A 13,123-nucleotide genomic window follows, 5' to 3' on the forward strand; every position below is an offset into this window, starting at 1 on the left:
GCAGCACATTGTAACCATTGCAACTGGCTGCAACCATCCCCGCCGCCCGGCTCGCGATCATCCTAGCTGGGCCGGCTTGACGGTCACGCCCATGAGTTCGATGACCGGGTTTTCCTCCACCAGCGGCGCAACGGTCTGGCCATTGAGCACGGCGCGGGCGCGCACCTTGTCGATATCCTTCTCCCAACTGGCGATGACCACGGTGGCCACGCAATTGCCCAGCAGGTTGCCCAGCGCGCGGGCGATGCCGATGAACCAGTCGATGGACAGCACCAGCACCAGGCCCACCACGGGAATGGCCGGGATGGTGGTCAGCGTGGCCGCCAGGATCACGATGGCCGAGCCCGGCACGCCGTGCGCACCCTTGGAAGTCACCAGGGCGATGGCCAGGATGGCGGCCAGGTCGCCCATGGACAGGTGGGTATTGGTGGCCTGGGCGATGAACAGCGCGGCCATGGTCAGGTAGATCGAGAAGGCGTCCAGGTTGAAGGAATAACCGGTCGGGATCACCAGGCCCACGGTGGATTTCTTGATGCCCATGTGCTCCAGCTTCTTCATGATCTGCGGCAGCACGCTGTCCGAGGAGGTGGTGGCCAGCACCACGATCAACTCTTCGCGCAGGTAGCGGATCAGCTTGAAGATGGACAGCCCGCTGGCGCGCAGGATGCCGCCCAGCACCACCAGCACGAAGAAGATCACCGCGCCGTAGAACAGCAGCACCAGCAGCGCCAGCTGCTTCAACGAACCGATGCCGTACTTGCCGACCGTGAAGGCAATCGCCCCCAGCACACCCAAGGGCGCCAGGCGGATGAAGAAGGACATGCACTTGAAGAAGGCGTCCGACAGCGACGCCACCAGCGCCACCACCGGCGCGCCCTTTTCGCCGATCAGCAGCAATGCGCAGCCGAAGGTCACCGAGATCAGCAGCACCTGCAGCACGTCGCCGGAGGTGAAGGCGCTCACGGCGGTGGCCGGGATCAGTTTCATGATGAATTCGGCAAAGCCGGTTTCCTTGACCTTGCCGGCATTGGCCATGTAGCCCGAGAGGCTGCTGGCGTCCAGGTTGCTGGGGTCGATGTTCATGCCCGCGCCCGGCTGCACCACCAGCGCCAGCACCAGGCCCAGCAGCAAGGCGATGGTGGTCACCACTTCGAAGTAGATGATGGCCTTCACGCCCACGCTGCCGACCTTCTTCAGGTCACTGGCGCCGCAGATGCCCTGCACCACCACGCAGAACACGATCACCGGGATGATCATCTTGATCAGCTTGATGAAGCCATCGCCCAGGGGTTTGAGGTTCTGGCCGAAGTCCGGCCACAGTAGCCCGATGATGATCCCGCCGATCAGGGCAAGGACCACCTGCCCGAACAAGGATTTGAATAGTTTGCTCACCACTGTCTCCTGGCTTGTTTTCTTGGAAAGTATGGCCAGCGCAGGTGATTTTTTGATTCGCGTTGGCACGAAGCGACTATATTGCATACAATTTTTGAATACAATCAAAAAATCAGAAATTTTCGAGGCCCTGCCTTTCCGGTCCGGGCCGTCACCAGGAGACGCGATGAAAGCCGTTCCAGAGCCGTTCCAGCAGGCTGGCCGCCAGGCCATGCAGTGGGCGGAGCAATTGGCCCAGCACACCGAAAGCCCCGGCATGCTGACCCGGACCTACCTGACCCCCCAGCACCAGGCCGCCGCCGCCGCGCTGGCGCGCTGGATGGAAGAGGCCGGCATGCGTGTGCGGCGCGACAACGCCGGCAATGTCATCGGCCGCTACGAAGCCGCGCCCGGCCATGAAAGCGCCCCCGCCTTCGTCACCGGTTCGCACTTCGACACGGTGCGCAATGGCGGCTGGTATGACGGCAACCTGGGCGTCGTCCTGCCCCTGGCCTGTATTGCCCGCTGGCATCGCCAGGGCCAGCGCTTTGCCTTTCCCATCGAGGTGATCGGCTTTGCCGAGGAAGAGGGCGTGCGCTTCAAGGCCACGCTCCTGGGCAGCCGCACCGTGGCCGGCACCTTCGACCAGGCGGTGCTGGAGAACCGCGACAGCGACGGCGTCACCATGCGCGCGGCCATCCGCGCCGCCGGGCTGGACCCTGAGGGGATTGCCGCCGATGCCTGGCAGCCCGGTTCCATGGTGGCCTTCGTGGAAGTGCATATCGAGCAAGGTCCCTTGCTGCTCAATGAAGACCTGCCGGTGGGCGTGGTCACCGCCATCTCCGGCGCCAGCCGCTTCATGGCCGAGGTGCATGGCCTGGCCGGCCATGCCGGCACCGTGCCCATGCACCTGCGCCGCGACGCCGCCATGGCCGCCGCCGAGATCGGCCTCTACATCGAACGCCGTTGCAGCATCAAGCCGGGGCTGGTGGGCACCATGGGCCTCTTGGAGGTGGTGCAGGGCGCGGCCAATGTGGTGCCGGGACTGGCCAGCTTTTCCATCGACATCCGCGCCGAGGACGATGGCGACCGCCTGGCCGCGGTGGCCGACGTCAAGGCCGAGATCGAGCGCATCGCCGCGCGCCGCCAGGTGCAGGTCGCATTGCGCCAGACCCATGAGGCCGCCAGCGTGCCGTGCGCGCCGCACCTTCAGGCCGCGCTGGCGCAGTCCATTGCCGCAGCTGGCTGGCCGGTGCGCCACCTGCCCTCCGGCGCGGGCCACGACGCCATGGCCCTGGCCGGCCTGACCGGCGTGGCCATGCTGTTCGTGCGCTGCGGCAACGGCGGCATCAGCCACCACCCCGACGAGACCATGACCGAAGCCGACGCCGCCATCGCGGCCCAGGTCTTCAGCCACCTGGTCGAGCAGTTCCAGCCCTGAGCCCTGCGCCCAGGTTCACCCAGTCAAGATCGAGCCTCCCTTATGTCTACCATTACCATCGACGGATTCAACCTCACCGCCGCGCAAGTCGTCAGCGTGGCCCGCGCCCCGCACCTGAAGGTCGCGCTGGCCGATTCTTCCCGTGCCGCCTTGAAGCAAAGCCGCGACTACATCGAAAGCACCTGGATGCACGATGAAGCGCCCATGATGTACAGCTTCAACACCGGCGTGGGCCTGTTGAAGGACACCCGCATCAAGGTCGAGCACATCGAGCTGTTCCAGACCCAGCTGATCCGCGCCCACAGCGCCGGCATCGGCGAGCCTTTCTCCGAGGAAGTCAGCCGCGCCACCATGCTCCTGCGGGCCAACGCCTTCGCCTCGAACTACTCGGCCCCGCGTGTGGAAGTGGTGGACCGCCTGTTGGCCTTCATCAATGCCGGCATCCACCCCATCATGCCGCAGAAGGGCTCGGTGGGCGCTTCCGGCGACCTCGCGCCGCTGGCCTATCTGGCGGCCGCCATCGCTGGCTTCGACGAGGCCGAGGTGATGTACCAGGGCCAGCGCATGCGCGCCACACAGGCCATCGAAGAGGCCGGCATCGGCCCGGTGAAGTTCGACCTCAAGGCCAAGGACGCCTCGGCCCTCATCAACGGTTGCACGGCCTCGCTGGCCGTGGCCATCCTGGCCGCGCATGACGCCCGCCACCTGCTGACCGACGCTTGCCTGTCGCTGGGCCTGACGCTGGAAGCGATGCGCGCCGAGATGTCGGCCTTCGATCCGCGCATCCAGCAGGCGCGTCCGCATGCGGGACAGATCAAGACCGCCGAGGTGATCCGTACGCTCTTGAAGGGCTCCACCCGCACCACCCATGCAGCGCGCGCCGTGCAGCTGCCCGATGAGCTGCGCCGCACCGATATCCCCTATACCGCCCGCATCCAGGACGTCTATTCGCTGCGTTGCGCGCCGCAGGTGTATGGCCCGGTCTTCGATGCGCTGGACTATATCGACACCATCATCGAGAAGGAGACCAACTCCGCCACCGACAATCCGCTGATCTTCCACAAGGAAGAGGGCGACGGTTTCGAAATCATTTCCGGCGGCAACTTCCACGGCCAGTACCTGGCCCAGGCCATGGACCTGCTGGCCATGGCCATCACCGATCTCGGCAGCATCTGCGAGCGCCGCATTGCGCGCCTGATCGACCCCACACTGTCGTGGGGCCTGCCGCGCAACCTGATGAGCGGCGTGCGCGGGGTCAACACCGGTTACCCGGTGGTGCAGTGCTCCATGAGTTCGCTGGTGATGGAAAACCGCACCCTGTGCATGCCGGGCAGCGTCGACAGCATCCCCTCCAAGGGCAATAGCGAAGACCACGTCTCCAACTCCACCTGGTGCGCCCGCAAGGCCATGACGGTGGTGCAGAACACCCAGTACATCGTCGGTGTGGAAATGCTGCTGGCCGCGCAGGCGCTGACCATGACCGAAGCGCTGCTCAAGGACTTCGTGCTGGGGCAGGGCACCCAGGCCGCCTATGCAGAGATCCGCCGCCAGATCCCGGCCTGCCTGGACGGCGACCGCTGGTTCCATGACGACGTGCAGGCCGCGCATGGCTTCGTGGTCAGCGGGTCGGTGCGCAATGCCGTGCTCGCTGCGATAGGGGAATTCGTCTGAATTTTCTCATGCAGTGATTTTCGGTTAACAAAAACTAAAGTCCACTCCAAAAACCGCCGTTCAGCATTTGCTGGGCGGCGGTTTTGTTTTGCCTGGTCATGTTGCTGCCGGGCATCAGGATATGCCTGATACCAACGGCCCGCAGGGAAGAGGACACTACTGGCCAACTATTTCTATTTCAACCGGGGGAAATGCAATGAAACTCAAGGACATCAAGATCAGCGTAAGGCTGGCGGTCTGCTTTGCGGTATTGATTGGGGTGATGTGTCTGATCACCGGCGTGGGGATGAAAAGCCTCTCCAGCATCAGCAAGTCCTCTGCGCTGATAGTGGAAGACCGCTACGAGAAGATTGCCCTGGCCGTGGAAATCCGCGACAACGTCAATGGCGCGGCGCGCAACCTGCGTAACGCCCTGCTGGGCCGCAACCTGGAAGAGGCGACCCGCTACCTCGACCGCAGCGCCGCCAACAGCGCCAAGACTACCGAGGCGCTGGGCAAGATGGAGAAGATATTGTCGACCGCGCGTGGTCGCGAACTGTTCCAGGCCATCCAGGAGGCGCGCACAGCCTACAATACGCCGCGCGACAAACTGCGCGAGCTGATCAAGCAGCAGAAGAAGGACGAGGCCACCGAGCTGCTGTTTACCCAGGTGATCCCGGCACAGGACAAGTATTTCCAGGTGCTCGACCAGTTCGTGGCCTTCCAGAAATCGCTGATGGAGCAGAGCGTGGCCGAAGGCCGCGATACCACCCAGTCCGCCATTGCCATGATGCTGGGCCTGTCGGCCGTGGCCATCGCCTTGTGCGTCATCGCCGCCTGGCTGGTCACGCGCTCCATCACCCGTCCGCTCAATGAGGCCGTCAGTGTGGCCAGCGCCGTCGCGGCGGGCGACCTGACCGTGCAGATCGGCGCGACTTCCAAGGATGAGACCGGTGCGCTCCTGGCCGCCCTCAAGTCCATGAATGACAGCCTGCACCGCATCGTCAGCGAAGTACGCCAGGGCAGCGATACCATCAATACCGCCTCGGCCGAGATTGCCAGCGGCAACCTCGACCTGTCGTCGCGCACCGAAGAACAGGCCGGCGCGCTGGAAGAAACCGCCTCGGCCATGGAAGAGCTGACCTCCACCGTCAAGCAGAACGCCGACAACGCCCGCCAGGCCAACAGCCTCGCCGCCACCGCTTCGGAAGTGGCGGTGCAGGGCGGCAGCGTGGTGGGGCAGGTGGTGCAGACCATGGGAGAGATCAACGACGCTTCGCGCAAGATCGTGGACATCATCAGCGTCATCGACGGCATTGCCTTCCAGACCAATATCCTGGCCCTGAACGCCGCCGTGGAAGCAGCGCGCGCCGGTGAACAGGGGCGCGGTTTCGCGGTGGTGGCCTCCGAAGTACGTACGCTGGCCCAGCGCAGCGCCTCGGCCGCCAAGGAGATCAAGGCCCTCATCGATGATTCGGTCAGCCGCGTGGACAATGGCAGCCGCCTGGTGGAACAGGCCGGTGCGACCATGACCGAAGTGGTGGCCAGCGTGCGGCGCGTCACCGATGTGGTGGCCGAGATTTCGGCGGCCAGCAACGAACAGAGCGATGGCATCGAGCAGATCAACCACGCCATCACGCAGATGGATCAGGTGACGCAGCAGAACGCTGCCCTGGTCGAAGAGGCCGCTGCGGCAGCGCAATCGCTGCAGGAACAATCGACGCGCCTGTCCGCAACCGTCAGCGTCTTCAAGCTCAGCAGCCACGACACCCCGCGCGCAGCCGCGCCGCGCAAGCCTGCACCGGCTGCGTCCAGGCCGGCAGCAGCCGCTACCGTGCGCACCGCGCCGTCCAAGCCTGCCGCTGTCCTGGCTTCCTCGGCCGCCCCGGCTTCCGCGGCTTCCACTACGCCCAAGGCGCTGCCGGCCAAGCCAGCCGCGCCAGCCAGCGCCAAGGCCGGCAGCAAGGCCATGGCTGCGGACGATGGGGATTGGGAACAGTTCTGAGGCCGCCAGGGGATGAGCTCGCCGCAGCGCCGCGAGCTCATCTCCGTCATCCCGTCATCCCGTCATACCCGCAACTGCACCACACCTTGAAAGACGATTCTCACCACCAGTCCTGATCCCTGCTCCGGCGCATCCAGCGTGACGCTGGCCCGGTGCATGGCGGCGATCTCGCGCACGATGGACAAGCCCAGGCCGGTGCCGCCCGGATTGACGTGCTGGGTCGCACCGGCCCGGTAGAAGGGCTCGAACACCTTTTCGCGTTCGGCCGCGGGGATGCCGGGGCCGTTGTCTTCCACCTCCAGCAATGCCACGGTGGGCTGTCCCGGATGGCTCTGGGCGCGCACCCGCAAGGTCACCTGTCCGCCAGCCGGGGTATAGCGGATCGCATTGTCCAGCAGGTTCACCATCAGTTCATGCAGCAGCAGCGCATTGGCCTGGATGCTGATGTCTCCCTCTTCCTCGAAGGCCAGTCCGATCTCGCGCGAGACTGCCTGCTGCGACAGCTCCAGCGCCACCTGGCGCGCCGCATCGGTGAGCGAGAGCGGCATGGTCCCGCCTTCGGCTGCGCCATGTTCGGCGCGCGCCAGCGTGAGCAGGCGGTTGGCCAGATGCACGGCGGCGTCGGTGGTGCGCGCCATGCCCTCGACCAGGTCGCGCAGTTCGGCAGCATCTACCTGCTCGCGGCGCAGCTCGCGCAGGGTCAGTTCGGATTGCGTCTTCAATACCGTCAGCGGCGTGCGCAGCTGGTGCGAGGCGTCGGCGATGAAGCGCCGCTGCGCGCTGATCAAGGCTTGCAGCCGCCCCATGTAGCCATTCATGGCCTGCACCAGCGGACGCATTTCCTTGTGCACCAGCGCCGTATCGAAACCGGACAGGTCGGTCGGCGCGCGTGACTCCACCTCGCCCTTCAACTGCATCAGCGGACGCAGCACGAAGCGCACCGCGAACCACACCAGCAAGGCCGCCACCGTCACCAGCGTGCCTTGCCGCCAGAGCGTATCGAACAGGATCTTGCGGGTCATGCCATTGCGCCCTTCCATGGTCTCGCCGACCTGGATCAAGGCGATGCCACGGATGCTGTCGTCATACACCGGTTGCAAGAGCGCAGCGATGCGCACCGGCTGGTCGTGATAGTCGGCCTGGTAGAAGCGCACCAGGGCCGGATAGACTTCCGAGCGCTTGACATCGGGCGGCACCGGCGGCAGGTCGTCGTAGCCGGACACCAGCTCGCCGTTCAGGCCAGTGACCTTGTAGTAGATGCGGCCCAGGTTGTCGGTCTCGAAGCTGTCCAGCGCCACGTAGGGCACATCGGCCGTGACGTGGCCATCGACCACCGAGACCCGCTCGGCCAGCGCGCGGGTGGAGGCCAGCAGCGAACGGTCATAGGCCAGGTCGGCCACTTCCAGCGCGTTGTAGTAGACCGAGACCGCATCCAGCGCCACCAGCAGGGTCAGCGGAATGAGCAGCCAGCGCACCAGCTGGCTGCGCAGGCTGCCCAGGCGGCGCGGCGTGCTCGCCATCACGTCGCTTGCAGCAGATAGCCCAGGCCGCGCAGGGTGGTGATGCCCACCCGTCCAGGGCCTTCGTGTTCCAGCTTCTTGCGCAGGCGGTGGATGTAGATTTCGATGGCGTCCATGCTGGCGTTGTCTTCCAGGGTAAAGACCTGCTGGAACAGTTTTTCCTTGGGGACCGTATGGCCCTGGCGCACGATCAGCGCTTCCAGCACTGCATGCTCGCGGGGCGTGAGCGCCAGCAGTTCCCCGCCATAGGTGAAAGTGCGCGAGACGGTATCGAAACTCAGTGCGCCGCAGCTGATGGTGACCGCTTCATTGTTTTGCGAGCGGCGCAGCAAGGCTTTTACACGGGCTTCCAGCTCTTCCAGCTCGAAGGGTTTGGCCAGGTAGTCATCGGCCCCCATGTTCAGGCCGCTGACGCGGTCGGCCAGGCCGCCGCGGGCGGTGAGGATCAACACCGGCGTGCGGTTGCCGCGCGCGCGCATGCGCTTCAAGACTTCCATGCCATCCATGCGCGGCAGGGTCAGGTCCAGGATCACCAGCGCGTAGTCTTGCGTGAGCAGCAGGCTGTCGGCATCAGCGCCGTTGTGCGCGCACTCCACCGTCAGGTGGGCGTCGCGCATGGCCTTGGCCAGCCAGCGGGAAAGTTCGATATGGTCTTCGACCAGCAGGATGCGCATGTTGCGGCCTTTTGTCGTTGTCAGGGTGTTGCCTTGGTCTCCAGCGCGGATGCTAACAGATGGGCCGCGCGCTTTGAAGCGCCCACGGCTGGCAAAGTCGGCAAGGGTGGCAACTGCGCCAACTGCGGAAACTGCGTAGCAGCGATCCGACATGGAAAGCTTGGCTGAAAGCCGGCTGAAAGGCTTTTCTTGTACGATGCGCCCATATTAAAAAAATCACGTAGGAGACGCATCATGACCCTCATTCCCTCGGTACCGTTTTCTTGCCTGTCCTGAGCGCCATGCTGGCCTCGCGTTGGCGCAGCCTGTTGGCCGCATGCCTGCTGGCGTGCCTGGGCCCGTGCGCGCTGGCGGCCGAATGCATCGTGCCGGCCAAGCCGGGCGGCGGCATGGACGCCTCCTGCAAGCTGTTGCAACGGGTCATGCAGGAAGAGGGCGAGCCGCGTTCGCTCAAGCTGAACTACCTGCCCGGCGGCATCGGTGCGGTGGCCTGGAGTTCGGTGGTCTCGCAGCGCCGTGGCGGACCCGACACGTTGGTGGCCTTTTCCGGCGGATCGCTGTTGGGACTGGCGCAGGGCAAGTATGGCAAGGCTGTTCCCGAGGATGTGCGCTGGGTGGCCGGCATCGGTATCGATCACGGCATGATTGCGGTACGCAGCGATGCACCCTGGCACAACCTGAAGCAATTGCTGCAAGCCATCCGTCGTGATCCGTCGGCCGTCACCATCGGCCTGTCCGGCACGGTGGGCAGCCAGGACTGGCTGAAGATGGCGCTGTTGGGGCAGCGCGCCGGCATCGTGCCGCGCCAGTTCCGTTTCGTCGCGCTGGAGGGGGGCGGCGATTCGTTTGCGGCCTTGCAGGCCGGCCATGTGCAGGTGATCTCGGGGGACGCCTCGGAGGCCGCCTACTTCATGGCCGAGGGCAAGGTCCGGGTGCTGGCGGTGCTGTCCGAACAGCGCCTGCCCGGCCCGCTGCAAGCCGTGCCGACGGCGCGCGAACAAGGGTATGAGGTGGTCTGGCCCATCATCCGCGGCTTCTACATGAGCCCGCATGTTCCCGAGGCCGACTACCAGCGCTGGGTGCGCTATTTCGACCGGATGATGGCCGATCCGGTGTTCCTGGCCCAGCGCAGCACGTCCGGATTGCAGCCATTCGCCATGACCGGCAGCCAGTTGTCGCAGTACATCAACCAGACCGTCACGCAGTACCGCAAGCAGTCCCAGGAGCTGGGCCTGGTGCGCTGATCCGCTGGGCCGCACACGCCGACAGGCGTGCTCTGCAGCCCGGCCAGCCCCAAGCCCTCATCATCATCAAGGAGAACCCATGTTGCACAAACGTCGCCTGAGCTTCGCGCTCGGCCTGGCCCTCGCTTTGCCCGTCACTTTCAGCGGTGTCGCCCATGCTGACACCCCCGCTGGCTATCCGGCCGATTACGCCAAGGTCATCGAAGGGGCCAAGAAGGAAGGCAAGGTCGTGATCTACAGCACCACCGACTCCAAGGCCGCTGAGGCGCTGATCAAGGACTTCAGCGCGCTGTACCCGGCCGTCAAGGTCGAGTACAACGACATGAACTCCACCGAGGTCTACAACCGCTTCATCTCCGAAGCCGCCGCCGGCGGTGCCACCGCCGACGTGATGTGGTCGGCCTCGATGGACCTGCAGGTCAAGCTGGCCGCCGAAGGCTATGCGCTGCCCTACAAGTCGCCCGAGGCCGCCGCCCTGCCCGGATGGGCCAACTGGAAGGACACCGCCTATGGCACCACCTTCGAGCCCGCTGCCATCGTCTACAACAAGCGCCTGGTGGCCGAGTCCGAAGTGCCGACCAGCCATGCCGAATTCACCCGCCTGCTGACCAGCAAGCAGGACAAGTTCAAGAACAAGGTCACCACCTACGACATCGAGAAATCCGGCGTGGGCTTCAGCCTCATGACCTATGACCTGAAGTACAACCCGCAATTCTGGGACTTCGCCAAGGCCATGGGCGGCGTGGCCGCGCGGGTGCAGTCTTCCACCGGCACCATGCTCGAGCGCATCTCCTCCGGAGAAAACCTGATCGGCTACAACATCCTCGGCCCCTACGCCCTGGTGCGCGCCAAGAAGGACCCGTCCATCGGCGTGGCCTTTACCAAGGATTACAACCTGGTGCTCTCGCGCGTGATCTTCATCAACAAGGCCGGCAAGAACACCAATGCCGCCAAGCTGTGGTTGGACTACATCCTCTCCAAGCGCGGCCAGACCATCATTGCCAACGATGCGCAGCTCTTCGCCATCCGCAGCGATGTGACCGGCACCACCACCTCGGCCGAACTGACCAAGCAACTGGGCGCGGCCCTGAAGCCCATGCCGGTGTCCACCGAGCTGCTGGAATACCTGGACCAGAAGAAGCGCCTGGACTTCCTGAAGCAGTGGAAGGAAGCCACCAAGAAGTAAATCATTTAGATCGTTTCCGTCGCGGATCGGGTAGCCCGGAGATCAGAGGCCGTCACGCCTTCGATACGACCCTGCTGGTCTACTCAGTCCGAACGGGAGGTTCGTTCATTAGTTTGTGTCATCGCTTTGCGGAGTGCGGCCTTGGCCGCCTCCGTGGACGGCGCGGCGGCGTCGTCCCGTCAGTCCTGATCCATCTGCCCACTCATGAGGCGCAACATGCAAACCACCACCACCCTACCGCGCAGCGAGCAAGCCCTGCCGGCCCGTCGTTTCCGGCTGAACTGGCCGCGCGGACTGGTCGTGCTGCTGGCGGCCCTGGCCATCTTCGTGCCGCTGCTGCTGATCTTCTATCAAAGCTTCCTCTCCGCGCCCTTCTTCGCGCCGGTCAAGGAGCTGACCTTTGATTCCTACCGTTTCATCTTCGACGATCCGGACTTCCGCCAGGCCTTCGTCAACGGCCTGACCCTGGCCACCGGCCTGGCCCTGATCGCCGTGCCGCTGGGCGGCATGCTGGCCTTCCTGATGGTGCGTACCGACCTGCCGGGCCGCAGCTTCATCGCGCCCGCGCTGATGGTGCCCATCTTCGTCTCGCCCATGGTGATCGGCTTCGGCTACGTGGTCTCGATGGGGCCGGTGGGCTTCTATACCGTCTGGGTCAAGAACCTGCTGTCGGTGTTCGGCTTCGAGGGCGATCCCTGGAACATCTATTCCTTCACCAGCATCGTCATCATCGCCGGCCTGACCCACGTGCCGCACGTCTACCTGTACGCCTCGGCCGCGTTGCGCAGCCTCGGTTCGGATGTGGAAGAAGCCGCCCGCGTGGCCGGCGCTTCGCCGTTGCAGGTGGCGCTGAACGTCTCGCTGCCGATGATCATGCCGGCGTTGGCCTATTCGGGCGTGCTGGTGTTCTTCCTCGGTTTCGAAGTGTTCGGCCTGGTGCTGGTGCTGGGCGATCCGGAAGGCCACCTGGTGCTGCCGACCTATCTCTACAAGCTGACCAACAAGCTGGGCACGCCTTCCTACCACCTCATGGCCGCCGTGGCCGTGTGCCTGGTGGCGGTGACCATGCCGCTGGTGATGCTGCAGCGCTGGCTGCTGCGTTCGGCCAACAAGTACGTGGCCATCAAGGGCAAGGGCGCGCGCCAGAAGGCGCTGCCGCTGGGCAAGTGGCGCTGGGTCGCCTTTGTGCTCATCGCCGGCTGGCTGCTCTTCACCGTCATCATTCCGCTCTCGGGCATCGGCCTGCGCACCTTCGTCTCGCACTGGGGTGATGGCGTGAACCTGCTGGAAGTGCTGACCTTCGAGAACCTGTTGAACGTCTGGGACCAACCCTCGCTGGTGCGCGGCATCATCAACACCGTCTTGATCGGCGTCATCGGCGGCGCCCTGGCCGTGGCCTGCTATACCGCCATCGCCCTGGCCATGCACCGCAAGCAGGACGGCGTGACCCGCTTCCTCGACTACAGCGTCCTGGTGCCGCGTGCGGTGCCGGGTCTGTTGGCCGGCCTGTCCTTCCTGTGGGTGTTCCTGTTCGTGCCCTCGCTGCTGGATTCGGCCCTCAAGGGCATCGACAACCCCATCGCCCTGTGGCTGGTGGACAGCTTCATCCCCGCCCTGCGCGGCCTGCGCTCGACCATCTTCTCGGTCTGGCTGGCCTACTCGGTGGTGTGGATGGCCTATGGCCTGCGCCTGATCAACACCGCCCTCTTGCAGGTCGGCCCGGAACTGGAAGAAGCGGCGCGCGCGGTCGGTGCTTCGCGCTCCCGCGTCACCCGTGACGTCACCCTGCCGCTGGTGCGTTATGGCCTGGTCGGCGCCTGGCTGATGGTGTTCCTGATCTTCGAGCGCGAATACTCCACCGGCGTGTACCTGCTCTCGCCCGGCACCGAAGTGATCGGCTCGATGATCGTGTCGATGTGGGCCGCGGGCGCGGTGGAACTGGTGGCGGCGCTGTCCTTCATCAACATCACGCTGGTGGCCGTGGGCCTGGGTATTGCGCTGCGCTTCGGCGTCAAGCTGCACGACTGATCCT

At 64.9% G+C, this 13,123-nt stretch carries 9 protein-coding genes; 6 read left to right on the forward strand and 3 right to left on the reverse strand.

Annotation, left to right across the window (positions count from 1 at the left end; genetic code table 11):
- Nucleotides 1-57: 57 nt before the first annotated feature.
- The gene (gene dctA / locus BGK68_RS06900; protein ID WP_075256466.1) at nucleotides 58-1,392 is read right to left on the reverse strand and encodes a C4-dicarboxylate transporter DctA; all 1,335 of its coding nucleotides are present in this window, start codon (nucleotides 1,390-1,392) and stop codon (nucleotides 58-60) included.
- A 166-nt stretch (nucleotides 1,393-1,558) separates the two neighbouring features.
- On the opposite strand from dctA, the gene BGK68_RS06905 reads away from it, so the two are divergent.
- From BGK68_RS06905 to BGK68_RS06915, 3 genes are all read left to right on the forward strand, one after another.
- Nucleotides 1,559-2,812, forward strand: coding sequence for an allantoate amidohydrolase (locus BGK68_RS06905; protein ID WP_075256467.1), 1,254 nt, complete (start codon nucleotides 1,559-1,561; stop codon nucleotides 2,810-2,812).
- Nucleotides 2,813-2,854: 42 nt separating this feature from the next.
- The gene (locus tag BGK68_RS06910; protein WP_075256468.1) at nucleotides 2,855-4,483 is read left to right on the forward strand and encodes an HAL/PAL/TAL family ammonia-lyase; all 1,629 of its coding nucleotides are present in this window, start codon (nucleotides 2,855-2,857) and stop codon (nucleotides 4,481-4,483) included.
- A gap of 196 nt (nucleotides 4,484-4,679) precedes the next feature.
- Nucleotides 4,680-6,467 carry a methyl-accepting chemotaxis protein gene (locus tag BGK68_RS06915; protein WP_075256469.1) on the forward strand — a complete coding sequence of 596 codons (1,788 nt, stop codon included), beginning with the start codon at nucleotides 4,680-4,682 and terminating at the stop codon, nucleotides 6,465-6,467.
- Nucleotides 6,468-6,529: 62 nt separating this feature from the next.
- Here the strand turns inward: BGK68_RS06915 and BGK68_RS06920 are convergent, their stop codons facing one another.
- Together BGK68_RS06920 and BGK68_RS06925 are read right to left on the reverse strand one after the other, a co-directional pair.
- On the reverse strand, nucleotides 6,530-7,987 hold the full coding sequence (locus BGK68_RS06920; RefSeq protein WP_075256470.1) for a sensor histidine kinase: 1,458 nt from the start codon (nucleotides 7,985-7,987) through the stop codon (nucleotides 6,530-6,532).
- On the reverse strand, nucleotides 7,987-8,661 hold the full coding sequence (locus BGK68_RS06925) for a response regulator (protein ID WP_075256471.1): 675 nt from the start codon (nucleotides 8,659-8,661) through the stop codon (nucleotides 7,987-7,989). The genes BGK68_RS06920 and BGK68_RS06925 overlap by 1 nt, the downstream gene beginning before the upstream one ends.
- 281 nt (nucleotides 8,662-8,942) lie before the next feature.
- Here BGK68_RS06925 and BGK68_RS06930 point away from each other — a divergent pair, with 281 nt between their 5' ends.
- From BGK68_RS06930 to BGK68_RS06940, 3 genes are all read left to right on the forward strand, one after another.
- Nucleotides 8,943-9,905 carry a Bug family tripartite tricarboxylate transporter substrate binding protein gene (locus BGK68_RS06930; protein ID WP_075256472.1) on the forward strand — a complete coding sequence of 321 codons (963 nt, stop codon included), beginning with the start codon at nucleotides 8,943-8,945 and terminating at the stop codon, nucleotides 9,903-9,905.
- A 79-nt stretch (nucleotides 9,906-9,984) separates the two neighbouring features.
- On the forward strand, nucleotides 9,985-11,091 hold the full coding sequence (locus BGK68_RS06935; protein WP_075256473.1) for an ABC transporter substrate-binding protein: 1,107 nt from the start codon (nucleotides 9,985-9,987) through the stop codon (nucleotides 11,089-11,091).
- A gap of 216 nt (nucleotides 11,092-11,307) precedes the next feature.
- The gene (locus BGK68_RS06940; RefSeq protein WP_075256474.1) at nucleotides 11,308-13,119 is read left to right on the forward strand and encodes an ABC transporter permease; all 1,812 of its coding nucleotides are present in this window, start codon (nucleotides 11,308-11,310) and stop codon (nucleotides 13,117-13,119) included.
- Nucleotides 13,120-13,123 lie beyond the last annotated feature (4 nt).

The sequence above is a fragment of the Herbaspirillum camelliae genome, from assembly GCF_001929405.1.
GTDB lineage: Bacteria > Pseudomonadota > Gammaproteobacteria > Burkholderiales > Burkholderiaceae_D > Herbaspirillum > Herbaspirillum seropedicae.